Source organism: Streptomyces sp. CB01881 (genome assembly GCF_002953255.1).
In the GTDB taxonomy this organism is placed as follows: domain Bacteria; phylum Actinomycetota; class Actinomycetes; order Streptomycetales; family Streptomycetaceae; genus Kitasatospora.
On the sequence record NZ_CP026498.1, the window covers coordinates 9,677,885 to 9,698,738 of the forward strand.

Consider the following 20,854-nt stretch of genomic DNA (forward strand, 5'->3'; position numbering starts at 1 on the left):
CGGGCCGCGAGCCTCCCGGGGTTCAGCAGGCGCCTGAACGCTGCACGGCGCCCCGGCCGTTCGACAGGACGAGAGGCAGCACCAACACCGCACGAAGACAGCGCGGACGGACCCGCACCCGAGGAGTGGCGTGAGCAGCAGTGTCGTGGCAGGACTGTGCCGATTGAGGTTCCACGCGCCGGGGGCGGTCTTCGACCTCGCCGTCCCCGCCGACGTTCCGCTCGCCGACCTGCTGCCGGCCGTCCTCGGCCACGCCGGCGCCCACCTGGCCGAGGAGGGACTGGAGCACAGCGGCTGGGTCCTCCAACGACTCGGCGAGGATCCACTCGACGAGGAACAGAGCCCCGAGGCGCTGGAGTTGCGCGACGGCGACGCGATCCACCTTCGGCCGCGCCACGAGGCCCTGCCGCCGGTGCACTTCGACGACCTGGTGGACGGCGTGGCCACCGGCATGAACGAACGCGGCGACAACTGGCGCCCCGCGCTGACCCGCCGCCTCGCCCTGGCCGTCGCCCTGCTGGCGGTGGCCGGCGGCTGGGTGCTGCTCGCCCTGCCCGGCCCGGCCGGCCTGCGGGTGGCGGCTTCCGCCGTCACGGCGGTCCTGCTGCTCCTCGGCGCCCTCAGCGCCTCCCGGGCCATGGCCGACGCCGGGGCCGGCGCCGCCCTCGGCGCCGCCGCCGTCCCCTACCTGGGCCTGGCCGCGCTGCTGCTGCCCGGCGGACCGGGCGGCCCCGACCTGCTCGGCGCCCGCATCCTCGCCGCATCCTCGGCGGCGGCCGGCGCGGCGGTCCTGGCCCTGGCGGCCGTCGGCGCCGCCGCACCGCTCTTCCTCGGGCTGCTGCTCGTCGGGGTGTTCGGCGTGCTGGCCGGCGTGCTGGTGCTGGCCGGGATGGAGCCCGACCAGTTGGTCGCGGTCGTCACGGTGGTGGCCGTCCTGGTCGGCTCGTTCGTCCCCTCGTTCGCGTTCCGCCTCTCCGGCCTGCGGCTGCCCATGCTGCCGCGCAACGCGGAGGAGCTCCAGGAGAACATCGACCCCTTCCCGGCCGCCGCCGTGCTGCCCCGCAGCCTCGTCGCGGACGACTACCTGATGGCCCTCTACACCGCGATCGGCGCGGTCTGCGCCACCTGCCTGGCCGTGCTCGCCGCCACCGCCGGCTGGGCGGCGCCGGTCCAGGCCGCCGCGCTCAGCCTGCTGCTGCTCCTGCACGGGCGCGCCATCGGCAGCATCCGCCAGCGCCTCAGCCTGCTGCTGCCCGGCATCTTCGGCGGCGCCGCCCTGCTCGTCCGTCTCGCAACCGGCGCGTCACCGACGGAGCGGCTCGCCGCCCTGCTGGCCGGGCTCCTGGCGCTGGCGGTCGCCCTCCTCGTGGTCGCCTGGACCGTCCCCGGCCGCCGCCTGCTGCCCTACTGGGGCCGCCTCGCCGACATCCTGCACACCCTCACCGCCCTCTCCCTCCTCCCGCTCGCCCTCCAGGTCTGCGGCGTCTACCACACCCTCCGCGGCCTCGGCGGCTGACTCGGGCCGCCCGCTCCCCGGGCCCCGGCCGCCACGCGGCCGGGGCCCGCTGCTGTCCTGGGGGTCGGGCGCCGTCCGCGGGGTCAGGGGTTGCCCCTGCCCCGGCCACCACCGCGACCACCCCGGCCCGGCGGGTTGCCGCCGCCGCGACCACCCCGGCTGGGCGGGTTAGCACCGCCACGACCTCCCCGGTCACCACCCGGACCGCCGTCCGGCGGGCGCTGCTCGGGCGGTGCGGTGGGGTTGGTGCCGCCGCCGGGCTGCCTGGCGTCCGTGCCCGGCCTCCCCGGGCCGCTGTTATGACCTCCGCGTGTGGCATTGCTACTGCCCCGCGGCTGGATTCCCTGCTGAGGCTGCGACGCAGGCGTGCCCCCCGCCGACGGCTGCGACTGCGACGACTGGGACTGGAGCTGTGCGTTGCCCGAGGCCCCGGTCGCCGCCGCGGGCCTGCCCCACGCCGGCTTCGGCGGCTCGACCGACCTGGTGTTCCGATCGGCCGGGCCGGGGGGAGAGTAGATCGTCTTGTGCGCGATGGTCTGATTCTTTCCGTCGACCCTGACGTCGATCGTCCCGTTCACGTCGTCGTACCCGTACCGGAGGCCGACCTCGATCTTCGCTCCCTTCCACGTCAGATCGCGGGAGTTCGAGACGTTCCCGTCCTCCAGATAGGCCGCCATGATCCGAATGCCGGGGTAGCTGTTCTTGAAGTCCCCGACGACGAACTTGCAACTGTCGCAGGTGCCCTTGGTGGAGAGGACCACGAACGTACCGGTCACACCGGAGTTCTTCGCGCCGAAGCCCCACGCATTCATCTTCGCGTAGGCCGCGTTCAGCACACTGACTTCGGCGTCCTTCCTCTGGTATCCGAAGGTGTCCTTGTCGCTGGCCTGCTTGAGGTCCTGAGCCAGCCTCCTCTCACTGTCCGCGTAGACCCGCAGCTTCGCGACGAGCTTCGTGAGGGGCCCCGCCAGCGACTCGGACAGGGGGCCGAGCTCCGCCTCCGGTTTCCTCTCCCCCTGAGCGACCCGCAATTTCTGGAAGGCCTCCTTGACCTCACCGAGCAGTGTGTTGGCCTCGTTGTGGTACGAGCCTGCTGACGCGGCTCTGCTCCAGAGCGACGTGTCCGTTCCCTCTTCGCGTTCCTTGTGTTCTTTGATCTCGTCCCGCGCCCGCTGGGCCGCGTTCAGCGCGGCCTCGGCCTGCGGCCCCGCAAGCCTGATGAGCTTGTCCGCCTTCGCCCATGCCTCGCCGTTGCCGGCCCAGTCCTTCTTGCTCTCGATCACCGTGGACAACGACGTGGCCACCTCGGTCAGCTTCACGGCCGCTGCCCGCTGAGCCTCCACCACGGAGTCGAGCACGTCCTGGACCTTCTGCGCCCGCCACTTGTCCGCGCTCTCGTAGCCCTTCCCCGCCCTGAGCGCGTTCTCGAGCGCCCGGTCGACCGGCTCTTCCCTCCGCGCGTCGATCGCCTCGCGCGAATTGATCCCGTGCATCTGGACGGTGCCGTTGTTGTGCCGGGGGGATGTCCACTCGTAGGGGTTGCCGTCCTTGTCCTTCCCCACGATGCGCAGGTGCCCGACGGCGAAGGTCATGCCGGAGTGCGGGCTCGGAAGAATGGTCTCGGTCAGCGGCCTGATCAGCTCTGCGTCGCTGGGGACGACCTCGGTGGCTTCCTTCTCCGTCTTGTTCGGTGCGCCCAGCTGCTCCATGACGTGGAGTGTCGCGGCGGGCAACCCGGCCTTCTCCTCGGCCCCGTTGTCCTTGTCCCCGAGCACCACCAGTGGCGGCCGGTCCGGGTCGAGCGGCGCCTGCTCGGTGACCTCGGCAATCCGGTCCGTGCCCGCGGGGACGGTCAGCTCCTGGCCGTGGTCGGTGACCCGGATCGTGCCGTCCGCCGCCACCTCCAGGAGGTGCCAGGTACCCGGGGCCTCCACCCGGGGGACACCGTTGGCGTCGTACCCCGCACGGCCGGCGACCACCAGCCGGGCGCGGTCACCGGGAATGACGGAGACGTTGTCCGACGGGGCGTAGGCGCGCAGCGGGAGGAGCTGCTGAAGGCTCGGGTCCAGGGTCTCGCCGAGGTGCTCGGCGAGGGTGCGCCGGGCCGCGATCGCCGCGCCGACCTCGGCCAGGACCTGACCGGCGTACGAATCGGCTCCGCCCCGGCCGGAGTTGCAGGCGAAGAAGCGCAGCGGCTCTCCCTGCCACTGACCACTCGCCGCCAGCCTGATGAGCGCCTGCGCCGCCTGGGCAGGCGGCAGCGGGCGGTCGAGCCAGGCAGGAGCGCCGTTCGCCGGGTCGCCGTGGTAGGCGATGGTGAAGTACTCCGCCTCGTGCGGAAGTTGCTGAAGGGTCGGCAGGATGCTCCGGTCGCCGGACAGCTGTCGCTCGGCCGGGTCGGCCAGCCAGTGGATGCCCGGGGAGACGGGGGCGGCGAGCGCCGAGGCGACCGCTTCGGCGGTGGAGCCGCGGCTGATCGTCTCGCCCTCGGGGTGGAGGGGCGAGAAGAGCACCCGCTGGTTGCTCGCCGATGCCAGTTCAGTGGTCTCGCTGTGCGGGATCTCCATCTCGATCGGGACCAGTCCGCGTTCGGTCCGGGTCGTGCTGCCGTCGCGGAAGGTCAGTTCGACCGACGCGTAGCCGGTGTAGCGGGCCATCTCGGTGGGGAACTTGGCACCGGCGACGGTCTTTCCGGTGGTGCCGGCCGCCGGCCCCTCGCGGTGGCGGTGACCGCCGCCGAACAGGGCACTGGTGGTGACCTCGGCGGCGCCCTTGGCGCCCGCCTGGGCGCCGAGCTGCCCCTGGAGGTTCCACTGCCGCCAGTCCAGCCGGGTGCTCCGCCCGCCGCCGGTGGAGTCGTTGGCCGGGCTGAGGTTGGCCCGCGAGCTGTCGCCCCGGTGTTCGAGCTGGACGATGGAGACCGTGGCGCTGATCCCGGCGTCGGCGACGAACAGGCGGTTGCCGACGGACGGGGTGGTGATGGCCCGGCCGTCGGGCAGCACGACGTCGCGCGGTTCGTGCGCCGGCGCGCCGGCGTCACCCACCGGGGCGCCGGCCTCGGGCGCCGGGACGTGGCGGCCGCGGGCGACGGATCCGAAGAGGGAGGAGAGCTGTGCGTGGCTGTAGCTGTCGCGGGCGACGTGCTCCAGCCACCCCCAGGTCCGATGCCCGAAGAACCGCTCGCCGTACGCGCCCAGCAGGTCCTGGACACCCGAGCTGTCGCCGAGCCAGCGCAGGACGTCGCCTCCGCGCGGGCCCTCGGTGAACAGCGCGGCGGGCGGCCGGCGCACCGCTGCCGGGCTCACGGGGACGGCGGGCGGGAGCGGGCGCAGCGGCCCGGCGGTGAGGTCGGTCGACGGGACGGGCTCGGCCCGGCCGGTCTCCGTGAGCACGTCCGCGTGGATCACGGCCTGCGCCTCCACCCGCCGGTACGAGCCCTGGCTCAGCAGGACGTCCCCGGCCCTGACCAGCCGACGGGTGACGGCCTGGAACGGCGACGCCGGCGCGGGGGTGACCGGACCCTCCGGGGACTGCGGCCGCGCGGCGTCGTCCGCCGCCCGCAGGCGGTCCTCGGTGCGGAACATCTGCTCGCGCGCCGCCGTGTCGGGGCGGATGGCGTCGTGATCCCGCCCGAAGAGCCGGATCACCGGCCGCTGCTCGAACCTGACCCTGATCCGCACCTCGGCCTGGTAGGCGTCGGCGGCGAGTTTGGTCTTGACGGCCGTTCCGGCGACAGTGACGTCGCTCCGGTGCTCCATGCGGTCGACACCGCGGGCGACGGTGAGGTTTCCACCGCCGACGACGGCGGCACCCGCCCCCAGCGGGTCGGTGGTGGCGAGGGCGCCGAGGCTGAGCGAGTCGCCGTGGCCGCCCCCGGTGTTGGTGCCGCCGTCGGAGCTGGTGAGCGAGGTCTGGGCGCTGCTGCCGATGTTGAACTCGACCTGCGGGGCCTCGCCGGTCCGGGTCAGCGGGCCGACCTCGGCGGTGATCCGGGCCGTGGTGCGGCCGTGCCGCACGTCGATGGGGTGGCCGGACGTCAGCGACTTGAGCTGGGTGTGCAGCCGGTCGAAGCCCAGCTCGGCGGCGAGCTTCTCGGCCACGCCCGGCCAGTCCCTGCCCAGGAAGGCCCGGGCGGTGGGCGCGAGGTCCGCGACGACCTGGTGGACCGTCCCGTCCTCGCGCGTGCCGTCGCTGCGGTAGACCCGGGTGACGATGTCCGAGGAGCCGAGCCGGTGACCGGGCAGCCGGACCGCCGGCGCGGGCGGGACGGCCTCGCGGTGCGGCGTCGCGACCACGACCGGCACGGTGATCGGCTCGGTGATCGGCGGCAGCCGGCGGCTCCACCGGCCCGGCTCGAAGGTGACCGTGAAGTCCGCGGAGCCGGCGAGCACGTCGGCCTCCTCGACGCTCTTGCCGCGGCTGCCGGTACCGCCGGTGCGGTCGACGGTCAGCCCCTGCAGGGAGTCGTGGGTGTGCGCGTACTCGCCGCTGACGGTGACGTGCGGCAGGGTGCCGCGGAGCTGGACGCGGATCCGGTGCCGGGTGCGCCGGTCCCAGGTGAACCCGGTCGTGCCGCGCTGCTGGCTGCCCAGCTCGAACTCGAACCCCGGCACGGACTCGCGGTGCCGGAGCCCGCTCAGCGCGGCCGTGACCACCACCGTGCCCGTCCAGTTGCCGTGGTCGACCGGGATCCGGATCGCCCCGCCCCGGCTCAGCCCGGACAGCGCGGCCTTGAGGGCGATCGGGTCGAGCTGCCGGGCCAGCCGGGCCGACAGCTGCGCCGGCACCGCCCCGAGCTGCCCGAGTGCCCCCTCCACCCGCCGCAGCACGGCGGTGTCGCCGGCTCCGAAGCTGAGCACCACGTCGGACTGGCCGAGCCGGTTGCGGCCCACCTCCGGACCGAGCGGCGGCTGCGCCACCGGTGGGGCCGGGTGATCCGTACGGGCCGGGCCGGTGAAGCCGTGGAGGTCGTCCGCGCCGACCAGCCGGGGGGCGGTGTGGACGCGTTCCAGGCTCAGTTCGGCGGCGATCCGGACCGGATCGCCGGCGTCCCGGACGCCGTTCACGGTCAGGTCGAGCCGCACCTCGGTGTCGTACAGCTCCTGCGGGCTGCGGTACTTGCCGCTGGCGTAGCTCTTCGTCGACGTGCCGCCCCGCCAGCCGTCCCGGCTGCGCACCTCGCGGCTGACCGTCGCCCCGCCCTGGAAGCCGTCCTTGAACGGCTTGCCCTCGGCGTCGAGCGCGTGGTCGCGGACCTGCGTCACCGCCTTGCCGCCACCCTGGATCTGCCCGCTCGTGGTGTCGGAGCGCAGGTAGCGCCGGGACTCGACGGTGCCGCCCTCCCGGACGGGGTTGAGGTCCGCCGAGTCCTGCCCGCGCCGGTGGGCCATCCGGACCACCTCGGCGGTGAGCGTCATGTGCAGGCCCTTCAGCGGGCCGAGGGTCACCTCCGGGGTGCGCAGCCCGGAGCCGCGGGTCATCGCGACCAGGTGGGCGCTGACGGCGGCGTGCGAGAAGCTCTGGAGGACGTCCGCCCGGACCGCCTGCCAGCCGCGCTCGCCGAGCTGCGCCCGGCCGATCTCGTCGAGCCGCCGGTGCAGCGGTGCGATGTCGCGCAGGTCGCGGACGGTCGTGCCGTCGGGCAGGCCGGTGTGCCCGGGGCCCGGCCAGACCCCGTCGGGCGGCCCGGGGACGCTGGTGTCGAGCAGGTGCGGGGTGGGCTGCGGGGGCGTGAACTCGGACGCGAGCGTGAAGGCGGGCGGCTGCGAGCGTTCCTGTGTCTGCGGGTCGACGGTGATCGGCACCGGCACCGCATCGTCCCGGTCGATCACGCTGCGGAAGCCCACGGTGGTGTCGAACGTCGCGTCCGCGGGCCGGTCCAGCCGGCTCTGCCAGCCGAAGCGGACCTCGATCCGCGCCTCGCCCTCGAAGGCCACGGCCGGCGACTTGACCTTGGTGGAGAGCGACAGCTCGTCACCGCTGCCGCGCAGCTCGACGTGGTCCCGGCCGGCCCGGCCGGCCACCCCGAGCCCGGCGGACCAGCTCTTGCCGGTCCCGTTGCCCACGCTGGACGGCAGCGTCTGCCACTCCTTGCTGCCGGTGACCTGCTCGACGTGCGCACGGGCCGTCCCGGTGCCGATGTTGAACTCGGTGGACGGCAGATTGGCCACCTGCTGCATCCTGCTGACGGTCGCCCGCCGGAGGGTGACCACGGCGGTGGGGCCGGTGAGGCTGTCCAGCGTGACGGTCAGCTCCTGGCCGGACATCAGCGCCTTGAGGTCCTGGTGCAGGGTGCCGAGGTCGATCTCGTCGAGCAGCTTCGCCTTCAGCTCGGGCCACCGGTCGCCGAAGTACCCGGCGGCGTCGTGCTCGAACCCGGCCACCACCTTGGCCATGCCGGTCAGGGCCGGCCCGGTGGTCAGCCCGGCGGTCGGAGCCGGGGCGGAGCCCGCGCCCTCGCCGACGGGGACGAGCTCGATGCCGCCGGCGCCCTCCCGTGCCGGGACGGCGGCCGGAGCCGCCGGAACGACCGGGCGGTCGAGCGCCCACACGTCGGTCACGATGTGCGAGCCGGCGAGGCGCCGGTGCTCGGCGATCCCGTGCGGGACGGCGAAGTGCAGGTCGAGCCCGGTCGGCGCGTTTCCGGTCTCCCGGAGCGGCACGGCGACCTCCCCGGTCAGGTCGAGGTGGACGGGTTCGGTGACCGCCACCGGCCGCGGGACGCCGCGGTAGTGCGCCTCCGCGAACTCCACGCCGACGCGGAACCCGGTCTCGAACACGGCCGCGGTCTCGCTGGTCTTCCCCCGGGCGAGCGTCCGGCCGGCGTCGGCCGTGCTCGTGCCGGTCATCCACCCCTGCTGGTAGCCGAGGGTCTCGGTGAGGTCCCCGCCGCTGCCGAACTTGCCCTTCACCTGGAGGCCCAGGTTCGCCTGCCACAGTCCGTCCGCGGTGACGCCGACGGTGGTCTGCTGCTCCGAGCCGTACTCGAACTCGAAGTTCTCGATCGTCCGGCGGTGCACGCTGGTGCCGACGGTGGCCGTGATCCGGATCGTGCCGGACCAACTGCCGGCCGAGAACGGCACCTCCCGGACGTCCCCGCGGGACAGCACCGAGAGCAGCGGCCGTAGCACCTCGCCGCCGAACAGGCTCTCCGCCAGCGTCTGCGCGGCGGCCCGCTCCCCGGGAAGCGCGGCGGTGAAGTGCTCGGTGAGCTGCCGGAAGACGGCCGCCTCGTCGTGGCGGAGGCTGACCAGGACGTCGGAGGCGCCGAGCCGGTGCTCGCCGAACCGCGCGGGTGCGAGGGGCACCGGCGGCGCCGGGGGCACGGCCGGCTGGAGCTGCTGGTCGGCCGCGGGGCGCGGATCCACCACCGGGTGCGGGCCCGGCGCGTCGCCGGAGCCGGCCAGGTCGCCCGGCGGCCGGGCGTTGACCACCGCACCGTGATCCTGCCCGGTCTGCTGGAACCTGCCCGAGTCGCCGTCGGACAGGCCGTAGCGCTCCCGGGCGACGTTCGACGGAACCGCACCCGGAGGCGCGGCGAGATGACCTGGCGCTGCCGAGGAGGAGGACGCGGCGCCGGGCGACTCCGTCAGGCCCGAGGGGTCGGTCCGTGGCGGCGCCGGAGGGGCGACCTCGCTGATGTCCATCGGCTCGTGCTGTTGGAACTGCTGGTAGTACGCCTCGACGGCGAGGCGCCGGTATTCGGTCCACATGGCCGGCAGGCCGGGCAGCCTCTCTGCGACGAGCCTGTTGTAGAAGGCCTCGGCCCGTCCCGGCTTCGGCCTGGTCGTGAAGTCGTGGTCGTTCCAGGACCGGAACGAGTTCATCGCGGCACTGCCGTACGTGAAGTTCGCCACGTTGCCGAGCAGAGCCTGGTACCGGCGTTGGAGGTGCTCGACGCGGTCGGCGAAGAACGCCTCCCGGCCCGCGGCGCGGTCGACGGCCGGCAGGTTCAGGCGCCTGCGAATGACGTCCAGGTCGTTCAGCCCGAAGCCGCGCTCCTGGCTGTAGACCTCGACGGGCTTGCGCCACATGGCGTCCACCGACGGCGGCTGGTAGTTGTCGCGGGCCCAAGCGCGCTCGAACTGCTTGGAGTGCCGGCCCGACGCGGTGGGCGGCGTGGAGACGAGCGCCCGCTCGTAGCCCGGCGCCATGCCTCCCATCGCGGTGGTGATGGCATCCGGAACATCGGTTCTCCGGTGCCACCTCGCCATCCGGTCCGATCCGGTGGCGCCGAAGTCCTCCAGGTACGTGACGCGATGACCGACCAGGGCCGCGGCCTCCAGGTTGCCGGACCGGAACCCGAGGTGGTCCACGCCGTAAAGGCGGTTCAGGTAGTCGTACAGCCGGAGCTGCCCGGTCCTGTCGTTCCCCGTCCAGGAGGTGACCTCCGGTCCGGCGTCCCGCCAGAAGCCGGTGATCTGGTGGATGTTGGCGTGGCTCAGCTCGGAACTCATCTCGGCGACCAGCTGCTCCCACTTGCCGTCCCTCTCCGCCCGGGGGTGGGGGTCCCCGGTGATGACGACCGCGTCGTACTCGCGGGCGACGTCACGCAGAATCTGCCGCACGCCCTGGAAGCTGGTGTCGTGCTCCATCCGGCCGCGCAGGGTGGACCAGTCGGCGGCTTTCCCGGTGAAGCGCGACCAGAGCACCAGCACCTTCCGCCCGGTGGGGACCGGCAGGGCGATCCCGCGGCCCTCCAGCCACGACCTGATCTGCGGGTCGTACCTGTCCGTCAGCCCCCAGGCCTCGCGAACCGTCTCCCGCAGCGTCGGTGAGAAGTGGGCGGCGACGTGGTCGGTGCCCGCGGTGACGTCCCGGATGTCGGCACTGCGCTTCGGGACGTGCCACTCCTCCTTCGCGATCCGCTTGGCCTCGTGGTTCAGGGCGCTCCAGACAGTCTTCTTGTCCAGCCCCGGGGCATCCACGAAGCGGATCCGGTCGCCGCCGATCCCGGTGGACCTGTAGAACGCCGCGATCTCCTCGGACTTGTCCCGGCCCTCCACGTATCCCGCCGCCCCCGGCTGCGGGCCGCGGGCGATCAGGACGTGCCCGTTCCGGTCGTGGAGCAGGGCGACCGAGATGCCGAACTGGTCGCCGGACGCGTAGCCGGGCTGCTGGATCAGCCAACGCTCGGGGTGAGAGACACCGGAAGCGCTCTGCGTACCGAACATCTGCGGGACCACGACGGGCGGTTCGGCAGGCCGCGCAACGGCCTGCGCCGCCTGCTTCAGGGGATCGGAGACCGGGTCGACCCAGGTGTGGCTGCGCTCGTGCGACGGCGCCCCGGCCCGGGCCTGGTCAAAGGTCAGGTCGTGCCTCCCGGTCACGTGCGGGGCCTCCACATGACCCACCACGGACGAGATCAGCTGGAGATGACGGTCCCGCAGACCGCCCTGACGCAGCCCGTCCGGAGCCGGCGACCGGTAGTCACCGAACAGGCTGCCCTTGACGTCCGGCCGGTGCGACAGGTCAGTGGTGCGGTACTCGTCGCGCAGTCCGAGCTGGTGCCCCAACTCGTGCGCGTAGTCGACCGGCTCGGCGTCCGGCCACCACGACCGCTGGTCCATGCCCCGGTCGCGGCCCACCAGGTCCACCGTCAGGTGCGGCCGCTCGTCCGCCCCGGCACGCACCACCGTGACGTGCAGCCGGTCGCCGTTGGCCAGCCGGTAGCCGGGCGCGTTCAGGTACTCCTCCACGCCACGGACGGCCTTGCCCCACACCGAACCCGCGTCGTGCCCACCGCCCTCACGGAGAGCCACCCGGACCGTCAGATCCGTCACCGGTCCACCGTCGTGCTCGAACCGCCGCGCCTCGAAACCCGACCGCACGACGAAGCGCGGCGTCCGGTCGAAGCTGCTCCGGGGCGTCAGGGAGTCCACCACCGGAGAATCCGGCTCCGGCGTACGGACCACCGTCTCCACCGCCTCGGTGGGCGTGAGCCGCGGGGCGACTTCTTCGAGCGGTCGGGCCCTCTTGCCGGCCGAGCCCCCCTGGTCCGTCCCGTTGTCGTCGCCGCCGTCCTCGTGGGGCCGCTTCAGTCCGCCCTCCGCCTCGGCGGGCCGGTCGGGGACGAACGCGGAGTAGTGGTCCCCGGCAAGCGCGAGGTGGACGTCCCGGGTGGCCTGCTGGCCGTTGAGCGGTTCCAGGACGTGAGTCTGCGCCCCGTTCTGGTGGATGTGCAGCCGCACGCCCAGGGCCGAGGCCACCACCCTCGGGGCGAGGTCCCCGGCCGCGGTGTTCCAGTTGCCGGTGAGGCCGATGGTGAGGGCCAGATCGTTGATCGTCGTCCCGTGCTCCGCCGCGAACGTGGTGACCGCGAGGAGGTTGTCGTTCTCCAGCACCCAGTCGAGGACCCGGGTACGCAGTGCGAGCGCGTCGGGGACACCCGGGAACAGCACGGTGTTGACGGCGTGGTAGAGGCAGTCACCGTCCGGCGGCACCCGCACCGGCGAGAACAGCTCGACCGGGTGGTCCTCGGCCGACCAGGTCTGTCCGCTGCCGGTGGGCTGCGCGAGCAACCGGTCGAAGGACCGCATCAGGCCGTTGATCCGGCGGTCGTCGGTGCCGTCCACCTCCTTGTCCCGGAAGTGGCGCTCGGAGGCTTCCAGGCTCGCGCCGTCGGGCTGACCGCTGCCGCTGGACGCGGCCAGGTAGTACGTGTGGCGCTCGGTGGTGTGGTGGGTCGCCACGCCGATGGGGTATCCGAGCGGGTCGGTCTCCAGAGCGGTGTTGTTCCGGAACCCGGTCAGTTGTGAGGTCACGTCCGCGTGTGAGGAGCCGATGTCCATCGAGGTGCCGACGCGCACGCCCATGCCGGCGATCCAGTGGTCCACCAGCAGCGGCCGATCGGCCATCGAGGGATCGAGGACCATCGCGTGCCGTCCGCCGTCCCCGTTGACGTCGACATCGACGACCACGGCAACGTGCCAGTCCCACCTGACCGTTCCCGCCGCGTTCGCGGTGGCGTCCGCCGCGTTCATGGAGGCGACCGCCAGACCGGGCGTGTCCGGCGCCGTCTGGTACCGGACGAAGACCTTCTGGCTCGCGACACCGAGTTCGGTGAGCCGGACGGCCATCAGGTGCGCCCTGTTGAAGCAGCCGTCGTCGGGGAAGTCGAAGGGGACCTGCTGGCTCCCTTCGGTCGTGTCCTCGTAACGGAGGTTCTGCATGTCGTGGAAGAGGCCCATGACCTCCGCGTGATCGACGACCTGACGCTCCAGTACCCCTCCGCCCATCAGGTAGGAGGTCAGGTCGCCCGCCTCGGGGTACCTGGTCCGGACCTCCTCCAGGAGCGGACGGCCGGTTCCCCGCTCGTAGATGTCGATCACCCGCCACAGCGTCCGGAGGTCCTGCCGCAGCGGGCTGATCACGCCCAGCAGGTCGTCGAGGCTGCCGTCGCGGAGCGCCGTCCGGATCTGCCCGGCCCGTGCCAGGTCCTGCGGATGCCGGAGCATCATGGCGAGGTCCGCGGGCGGACGGACGTCCGCACGGCCGAACAGTGCCGGTACGAGGTCCGCCGTGAGGAGGCCCAGGGGCCCGTGCTGTGCCGCTGCGTGCAGCAGCGGCACCACGTCCTGCCCCGCGTTCTCCTCGGCGAACCGGATCACCAGCCGGTCGAAGTGCGCGCGCTCCGTGCCGAGAGCGCTGATGAGCACCGCGATCGCGTCCCGGTCCGGCGTCGCAACGGCCAGGTGCGCCATCAGACCGCGCGCCACCGACTCGACGGTGGCATCGTTGACCGGCGTCGGGATCCAGGCCTGCTGGTGGCCCGCGGTGACCTGGTGCTGGGTCGGGGGCTCCGGGTTCCGCGGCACCGGCGGGGCGGCCTCGCCGGCACCCGTCCGCGGAACGGAGACCGGGTCCACCCAGACGTGGCTGCGCTCGTGCGGGGTCGCCGCCGTGCGGGCCGCCTCCCAGGTGCCGGGGTGCGACCCGGCGGTCGCCGGGGTGTCCAGGTGGCCGACCACGGCCGAGATCAGGTCGAGGTGCCGGTCGCGCAGACCACCCTGCCGCAGGCCACCCGGAGCCGGCTCGCGGTAGTCGCCGAACAGACTGCCCTTGACGTCCGGCCGGTGCGACAGCTCAGTGGTGCGGTACTCGTCGCGCAGTCCGAGCTGGTGCCCCAACTCGTGCGCGTAGTCCACCGGCTCGGCGTCCGGCCACCACGACCGCTGGTCCATGCCCCGGTCCCGGCCCACCAGGTCCACCGTCAGGTGCGGCCGCTCGTCCGCCCCGGCACGCACCACCGTCACGTGCAGCCGGTCACCGTTGGCCAGCCGGTACTCGGGCGCGTTGAGGTGCTCCTCCACCCCACGGACCGCCTTGCTCCACACGTCCGCGGTGTCGTGCGCCCGGCCGCTGTCCCGGAACGCCACCCGGACCGTCAGATCCGTCACCGGTCCACCGTCGTGTTCGAACCTGCGCGCCTCGAAACCCGACCGCACGACGAAGCGCGGCGTCCCGTTCGGCGTCATCCGCGGCGCCGGGGAGTCCGGCTCCGGCGTACGGACCGCCGTCTCCACCGGCTCGGTGGGCGTGAGCCGCGGGGCGACGTCGCGATCCTGGGCGGACTCGTGCTCCTGGAACCACGGGCCGGGGCCGAACTCGGCCTGGCTGAGCAGGACGTCGTCGACGGTCAGCAGGGCGACCTCGTCGGCCGAGGCCTTCCCGTCCACACCGACGCCGAAGCTGAGCACCAGCGGGGCACCGTCCTCGGTCCGGCCGGTGGCCAGGGCCACGTGACTGAGGTCGTTGCGGAAGACGACGACGTCGCCGGCGCGGGGCAGCGGGCCGGCGCCGGAGTCGTACGAGGTCCTGCCGAGCGGGAGCAGCCGGTCGCGCAGGTGCGCGTCCCACGCGGTGTCCCCGAAGCCCCGGTAGGTCTCGCGGATCCACTCCTTGGGCAGCAGACCCGCGTGGTGGGCCACCAGCATGACCGATTCCCAGCAGTTGAGCGTGGTGCTCTCGGCCAGCGGCGGTGCGTCGTCCCTGGCTCCGGTCGCCCAGAGGTTGAAGTCGCTGGCGGGGTGCGGCGGGTTGGCACCGGACACCCTCCAGGTCATCCTCAGGCCCGGCTCCCCCATGGCCGCGACCAGCCGGTGGCCGCCGTCCGGCGCGGGCAGGTCCAGCCGCCCGGCCAGGTGGTCGGCGCGCAGCGTCAGCGCGGCGTCGTGCAGCGGCCCGAGCGGGTCCGTGCCCTCGGGGGTGGGCCGGCCGTCCAGGTGGTCGGCCAGCCGCTCGAACGCGTCGGTGCCGAGCCGGCCCCGGCCGCGCAGGTGCTCGGCGAGTGCCCGGACGTCCGCCCGCTCGTTCGGCGCCCCGGGGCCGACCTCGCGTTCGATCCGCACGCCCAGTCCGCTCGCGTGGTCCGGCCGCAGGACGGGGCCGAGGTAGCCGGCCGCCGCCGTCACCACGGGCTCCACCAGGTCGAGTTCGCCGGCGCGCAGCCGGCGGGCGTGGCCGACGGGCAGCTTGGTCTGCCACTCGGGGACGGGTCGCCTGGACTTCGGCTTGGCGAGCTCCTTGTCGTGCAGCGCGTCGAGACCGGCCTTGGTGCCGGGGTCGAGCAGGCCGAGGCCGGTCAGCCGGTCGGCCAGGCCGCGGACGTCGGCCAGCATGTTGTGGCCCGGCTCGTCCAGGCCGACGTACCGGCCGGAGGACATCTGCAGGCCCCTCATGGCCTCGGGCCCGCCCAGCACCTGGTTGACCCGGGAGAGGGCGAGTTCGGGGGTGTCGGGGGCGGACGTGTCCGGCCGGGCGGGGGTGCGGTCGCCCGGGTTCTGCGGCCCGGTGACTGCCTGGACGGCTTCCTGGGCGACTTCCCGGTGGGTGGCGGCCGCCTGGTCGGCGGGCGCGTCGGACCGCGGCGGGGCGGCGGGCGCCACCTCGCCGGTCTGCGGGCCGTCCTCGGTACGTGGGGCCACCTCGTCGGTCTGCGGGCCGTCCTCGGTACGGGGCGCCACCTCGTCGGCGGCGGCCTCGGGGCGGTTCGCTGTCCTGCCGGGGCGGCCGGGACCGTCCGGGGTTTCGAGGCCGGTCCGGGGCGGTTCGCGGAGGGTGAGGGCGAGGGCGATCTCGTCGGCCGCGTCGCCGGCGCGCTGCCCCGCCTCGCCGGACTCCCGCTCCGGCGCGCGGCCGAACACGTCCTCGTGGGCGGCCTGGTGCCGCCGCCAGCCCGCGCCGTCCAGGCCCGCCGGGCCCCAGAGCTCGCGGTACTGCTCGAAGAAGTCGTCGCCGTAGTCGCGCCGCAGGGAGTTGACCAGTTCCTCGCTGAGGGTGTGCCGGGCGGCGAGCTCCTGGTATCCCTCGGCGGCGTCGCGCAGCGCGGGCATGACCTCGGCCTCGAAGCGCACGCGGTCGGGCAGTTCGTCGGTGAGGCGCCCGTGTTCGGCGAGCCACTGCTCGTGCCGGCCGGCGGCCTCGGGGCCGGCCAGGTCGGCCGGGGTGCGGAACGCCCGGTCGAAGGCCTCCCCGATCCGGTCGGAGTGCCCCGTCCGGACGCGGTCGGCGGAGTCCGCGGACAGGCCGCCGCCGTGCTTCCCGGCGGCCTGCCGGGCGGCCTCTTCGGCCGACCGGATGACGGCGAGGCGAGCACCCTGGTGGCTCAGCCGGTCGTGCAGGCCGGCCGTGGCGGTGAGTCCGGCGAGGTCCTCGGCGAGGGCCGGGTCCGGCTCGTTCCGGTCGGGGCGGTTCAGGTGCTCCACGAGCCGCCGGTCGAGTGCCTCCGCCACCTCGCGGCCCACCGTGGCCCTGGCCCGCTGGACGTCGTGCTCGGTGACGCCCAGGCTGCGGGCCCGCTCGCCGTTCCCCTCGCTCCCGGCCCAGCTGTCGGCCGCCTTCTCGGTCTCCTCGGCCGCCCGGCGGATCACCGCCTCGCGGGCCGCCTGGACGGCGAACTCGTGCGGCAGGGCCTCGGCGTGGCCGGCCAGCGTCTGCGCCAGCAGGTCGGCGGCGGTGCGGCGGTCCCGGCGGGGCCCGGCGGCGCCGTCGACCGGCCCGGCCGTGCTGTCGAACTCGGCGGTGAGCCGCTCACGCAGCGACTCCCTGATCAGGGTCAGGCTGTCGGGGGAGAGCTCGGGCCGTTCGGTCACTCCGGCGGAAGCCAGCAGCTCCCGGTCGGCCGCGTCGATGCGGTCGAACCAGCCACCGTCCGCCCGGTCGACGATCCGGTCGGCCCGGTCGAGCAGCAGCTCCCGGCCGGCCCGGTGGTCGAGTTCGCCGCTCAGGTGCTCGGCCATCCGGTCGAGGGTGCGCGCCGCCTCGGCGTTGCTCGCGGCCGTCAGGTGCTCGGCCGTGGCGTAGATCCGGGTGATCTGCTCCTCGGCCCGGGTCCGGAACTCGGCGGACGCCTCACGACGTATCAGGTCGACTGTCGCGGCCGGGAGTTCGGCGGGCCGGTGCCGCGCCGCACCGCCGTCGCCCTCGCCCAGCACGCGCGGCGGTGCGCTCCACTCGGTCACCGTGTGCTCGAAGCGCTGCATGGCCACCCGGACCGCCGCCTCGCGCACGGAGGCCAGCTGGGTGATCCCGTCCAGGCCGGCCAGGATCTGCGCGCGCTCCTCCGGGCGGGCCTCCAGCTCCGCGTACATCAGGTCCCGCGCCCGCTGCCGGACCAGCACGGGCAGATCCGCCGGGGCGTCCTCGGGGAAGCGGACGGGCCCCTCGGCGAGGGACTTGCCCAGCGCCTCCTCGGCCTCGGTGTCATGGGGCCGGCCGCTGCCGTCCGGGTCCTGCTGCTGCTTCTCCGCCGCCTCGGCGAGCTTGGCGTCGTAGGTGTCCTGGAGGTCGCGCTGCGCCTGCTCCCACTGTTCGTGCCGCGGGTCGGCCGCGTCGGCGCGGGCGTGCTCGGGCGCGGGGGTGAGGCGGTAGGCGGCCCCGGCGGCGGTGTGGTCCGCGGACGGCCCGTCGCCGGGCCTCATCGTGCCTTCGCCCGTCAGCTCGCCGGGGTGGGCCTCCCGCTGGGAGTCGCCGGCGTTGTCCGTGAGCGTCTCCCCGTTGTCGTCACGGGCCCGTCCCTGCTCCTGCGGGAACCGCGCCTTCGGGTCGGTGCCGAAGGCGACGGCCTCCTTCATGTCCCGCGTGACCGTCCCGGCCGTGTAATCGACCGGGAGGTCCGAGGCGTACTCGTGCACCGGCGGCCGGTCGCCCGCCTGCCGGACCAGGCCCTCCGCGGACAGCGGGCTGACGTACTCGCGCCAGCTCCCGCCGCCCTCGACCACCGGCCTGCCGGTCGGGTCGAAGCCGACCTTCGACGCGACGACGACGTGACCGGACCCGGCCTCCGTCCTGATCCGGCCACCCGGCTCGACCCCCGGTGCCACCCACACCGGACCGTCGGCCGCCACAGCCCTGATGTCCCGCAGCCTCGGGTTGGCCCAGACGCGGTCCATCACCTCTTGGACGTAGGTGGAAGAAGCCCTGCCGAAGTCGCACGCGACGAACTCGACGGTGCGCCGGCCCGGGGGCAGGTGCCCGTTCTGCTCCAGCCCGCGCACCAGATCGGCCATGACTTCCGGCCTCATCGGCTGCCCGTTCTGCGTCGGGCCCCCGTTCGCGTCGGTGTGCATCACCACCCGGTAGTGGGACTCACTGACCGGGAGGAGCCTGAGCGTGCCGGCCACGCGCGAGTACGCTTCTTCGCGGCCGATGAACCAGCCTGCCCGCGCACCCGATTCCAGGGGTTGGCCGTAGTACTCCGGGGTGCCGGACTCGTCGCTCTCCAGGTACGCCAGCTCGTCCTCCGACCGCTGCGCGTCGGCCCCGTCGTGGTCCTCGCCGCGGTGCGACGACGTGCTGCCCGCCCCCGCGGCGGGCTGGGACTTCTCGTGACCGAGGGGCGGCCCGGCCGGCCCGTGGTCCACCGCAGCATCGGATCCCTGGTGACCCACCGACGACCGGGGCTGCTCAGGCACTGGAACAGGCTCAGACCTGTCACGACCCACCGACGACCGAGGCTGCTCAGGCACCGGAACGGGCTCAGGCCTCTCACGACCCACCGACGACCGGGGCTGCTCAGGCACCGGAACCGGCTCAGGCCTCTCACGACCCGCCGACGACCGAGGCTGCTCGGGCACCGGAACGGGCTCAGGCCTCTCACGACCCGCCGACGACCGGGGCTGCTCGGGCACCGGAACGGGCTCAGACCTGTCACGACCCACCGACGACCGGGGCTGCTCGGGCACCGGAACGGGCTCAGGCCTCTCACGACCCACCGACGACCGGGGCTGCTCAGGCACCGGAACCGGCTCAGGCCTCTCACGACCCACCGACGACCGAGGCTGCTCAGGCACCGAAGCGGTCTGGTCGTGCCTGGGTGCCGACGGCTCCGGAGTGTCGGTCTCGTGCCTCCGGGTCGGACCGGATCCGTTGCCGCCGCCCTCGGTGGCGGTCCGGACCTGGACGGGGATGTCCTGGTCCTCCTCCCCGGCGCGGGACTTCCCCGGCTGGTCCTTGTTCCCGGTGTGCGCCCGCTCCGAGGTGTGGGACGCGTCGGTGTTGCCTTCCGAGGACGTCCTGGGCTGCGACGTCTCCGCCCCTGGCTTCGGCTCGTGCGCCGAACCGACCGACGGCTTGCCGGACGACTCCGTGCCGACGGGCGTCGGTGTGTCGAGGCCCAGCGCCGCGCGGGCCTTGGGACCCATCGGCCGGGGGATCCACAGCGACGTCGGGTGGCCGCTCAGGTTCGCGGCCAGCGCCAGCAGGGTGCGGGTGTGGAACGGGCCGTAGTACGGGTCGTCGCTGGTGGCGGCGGACTTGGCGTCCCACTTCTGCACCTTGTTCTGGAACTTGAGCTGGAGCGGTGCGGTGATCTCGTGCCCGAAGTGGGTGATCGCCCCCATCGAGACTCCGGCGACGAAGCTCTCCCAGGTGACGTGGAACTCGTGGTCCTCACTGTAGATCGCGTTGTACGTGCCCTCGGTGAGGATGTTCTGCACGCCGCCCTTGACGTACATGCCGATGCCCTCGCCGAGCTTGTAGAGGAGCTGGAGTCCGGTCTGGGCACGCAGGCCGCTCGCGAGGTTCATGGTGCGCTGGGCCAGCTCGCTGATGACCTTCTGCTCCTCCTTCGATGCCCCCTTGAGGACGGTGTCCAGGAGCTTTCGGACGGTCTGCTGGTCCACGGCGTAGCGGGCACCGTTGGTGGCCAGCGTCTTGGCGAAGTTCTGGCCGGCCTGGTTGGCGACCTCCTTGCCGATGCCCAGCTTCGAGAGGCTCTCCTCGAAGCTCCTGCCCATCTCCTGGGTGAACTTCTCGGCGTTCGAAAGCTTCTTCTCGGCGTCCTTGGCCACCGCGGCGCCGGTCTCCGCGGCGACGGCCTTTCCGGTGGCGGCCTTCGCCTCGGCGCCGGCTGCCTTCCCGCCGACGGTCTTCGTCGCCCCCTTGGCGGCGCCCGCCGCCGCGGCCCCGGCCTCCTTCTTGACCGTGCTCCCGACCGCCGCCTTGAGGTCGCCCTTGAGCGCGCCCCCTGCCGCAGCCTTGAGGTCTCCCTTCAGGACGCCGCCCGCCAGGGCCTTGACGTCGTTCTTCGCCACGTTCCCGGCCGCACCGCCCAGCCCCTTGGTGAGGCCCTTGAGGTCGGCCCTCAGCAGGTTGCCGATGCTCCCGCCGAACAGCTTCCCGAAGAGCTTGCCGAAGCCGAAGGTGAGCAGTTCCAGCGGCCCGGCGATGAGGCCGTTGATCGCCGCGAACTTGAGCGTCTGGAGCGTGGCCTCGCCGTCCCACTCCTTCCGGTGCCCCTTGCCGATCTGGATGCCCTGGATGATCACGTCGAGCATCAGGCCGGTGGTGACGCTGAGGAACTCGTGCAGCGCGATCTGCCTGAGCAGCCAGAGGAAGACCTGCTTGATGATCTGCGCCGCCGCCTCCCGGGCGGCGAAGATCGTCGCGAGCGAGGCGCCGAAGGTGAGCGGGATGTTGGCGATCGCCCAGGCGATCTGGGCGAGCAGCTGGATGAGCTGGCCGATGATCATCCACTTCGTGTACTCGACCTGGTTGGCCACCTTGTGGGCGAACTCGCCGAGTTCCTTCGCCGACGCCTCCGCCGCCTTGAGGTAGTCGACCCCGTCGTTCCCCTCGACCCCCCCGATGAGCTGGAGCATCCGCGCCTCGAACTGGTCGGCGGCCTCCCCCTCGAACTCCCTCTTGCAGCTCTTGATCAACTCGACGATGTAACCGCGCAGCTCGGGCATGTCATTCCCGATCGCCAGGTAGTCGTCACCGGCCGTGCGGAGGTCGTCCTCGTTGGCCTCGGGCCACTTCATGCCGCTCACGAGGGAGAACACCTTGGCCAGCCCCGGGGGCAACATGATCGACACGGTCGGTACTCCTGGCGGTTCG

2 protein-coding genes are annotated in these 20,854 nt (G+C 73.4%); one reads left to right on the forward strand and one right to left on the reverse strand.

Annotation, left to right across the window (positions count from 1 at the left end; genetic code table 11):
* Window positions 1-130: 130 nt before the first annotated feature.
* Entirely contained in the window at window positions 131-1,516 is a 1,386-nt protein-coding gene (gene eccD, locus C2142_RS31710) for a type VII secretion integral membrane protein EccD (RefSeq protein WP_148646260.1), read from the forward strand.
* Window positions 1,517-1,599: 83 nt separating this feature from the next.
* On the opposite strand, the gene C2142_RS31715 is transcribed toward eccD, so the two are convergent.
* The gene (locus C2142_RS31715; protein WP_241003310.1) at window positions 1,600-20,823 is read right to left on the reverse strand and encodes a protein-glutamine glutaminase family protein; all 19,224 of its coding nucleotides are present in this window, start codon (window positions 20,821-20,823) and stop codon (window positions 1,600-1,602) included.
* Between the last annotated feature and the right edge of the window lie 31 nt (window positions 20,824-20,854).

What these genes read in the sequence shown, in the direction of transcription:
- C2142_RS31715 (WP_241003310.1), bottom strand. Translation starts at nt 20,823, where the DNA reads ATGTTGCCCCCGGGGCTGGCCAAGGTGTTCTCCCTCGTGAGCGGCATG.